This is a genomic window from Paracoccus sp. 22332 (assembly GCF_052045125.1).
Classification (GTDB): domain Bacteria; phylum Pseudomonadota; class Alphaproteobacteria; order Rhodobacterales; family Rhodobacteraceae; genus Paracoccus; species Paracoccus haematequi_A.
Window position 1 is genome coordinate 1 of the sequence record NZ_JBQEOI010000112.1, and the last position, 1,242, is coordinate 1,242.

Here is a 1,242-nt window from a genome sequence, read left to right on the forward strand (position 1 = left end):
AGCATGTAGAGGCCAGCGACTCCAGCGATGTAGCACCCGCCTATCCGCTCGGCACGTCCGTCCACGGTGGACCAGGTGACGCCGTTCTTCGGCACAAGGTCTCGCTCATCGAGGGTTTTCGTTCGATAGAGCGTCAGTCCCGCAGCCCGCTCCGCATTTGACCCGAAGTGGTTCCGCAGACGTGCGTCTGCGACCAGCCAGTTCTCAAAATTCCGGGTTTGTGCGGTGTCGGGACTAATGCCGATAAAGACATGGTTGGACGGGTAGAAAGGTTTGCCGCCGCCGAAGGTGATCCCCCTCGGCTCCTCCCCATTTCCGAAGCGGCGATAGACGCAGGGGTGGATCGGGCTTTCGCCATGCCAGTTTGGACTGATGTTAAACCCGGCGTAATCCCCGTCTGCTTCGAAATGGGCGTCCCAGGACGGCTTAATCTTGTGGCCCGTTGCCGCCGCCTGCATTGCAGACATAATCAGCCTGCCAACAGCAGCGGAAACCTTTTCTCCTTCTGTGCTGCCGTAAGTCGGATGGGCCAGAAGCCAAGCGCCAGTGATTGCCGAGGCAAGCAGACTTTCTGCCGCCGCAATGCTATCCACTGTCCATCCGGTGCCGGGTTTGCCAATCCAGATTTCGCGGTAGTTTTCACCGCGCTCGATGACGAAATCCTCGTTCGCGTCCTGCTCAAGCATGTAATACTCGGCGGGCGCCCAGCCGTGCTTGGACATCATGCGGCTGGCGGAAATCTGCATGGGGCGCCCGGCGGCGTTCACCCCATTGATCACACGCGCATCCGTCTCCGCGCGCAGGTCCAAGACCGCCGTGCCATCACTCTGCTGGGTCAAAACCCCCGCGTCGGCGCTGACCAGATCGACGAATTCATTGATCCGGCCTCCATAGGCGATTTCGTTCAGCACATCCGGCACATCCCCATACCGCTCAATGGTCCGGGATTTGCCGCGCAGGGTCGCGGTGATCTGATGGTCGGCCAGGTCGCCGGGGTAAAGATATGCGGTCATGATCAGACGATCTCCGTAACTTTGCGGACAAGGGTGGTGGCGCGGGTCAGGACTGTCCCCTGAGACGTAACAGACAGGGTGCGCGGGCTGGTGTCGCCCGGCTCCACCGTTGCCGTGCCGACATAGAGGTTGGTCCTGACAGCATCGCCTTTGCTCGGCGCACCGGCAAAATCCACCACCTCGGTATGCCCGACAGGGCTACCCCACCATCCGCCCGAGGCGGCTCCGC

2 protein-coding genes are annotated in these 1,242 nt (G+C 61.3%); both read right to left on the reverse strand.

The annotated features are described in order from the left end of the window. A partial coding sequence (locus ACTJI6_RS24030) for a hypothetical protein (RefSeq protein WP_440804277.1) occupies window positions 1-1,013 on the reverse strand: 1,013 nt, incomplete at its 3' end. A gap of 2 nt (window positions 1,014-1,015) precedes the next feature. Beyond that, the coding region (locus ACTJI6_RS24035; RefSeq protein ID WP_440804279.1) for a hypothetical protein at window positions 1,016-1,242 on the reverse strand (227 nt) is incomplete at its 5' end.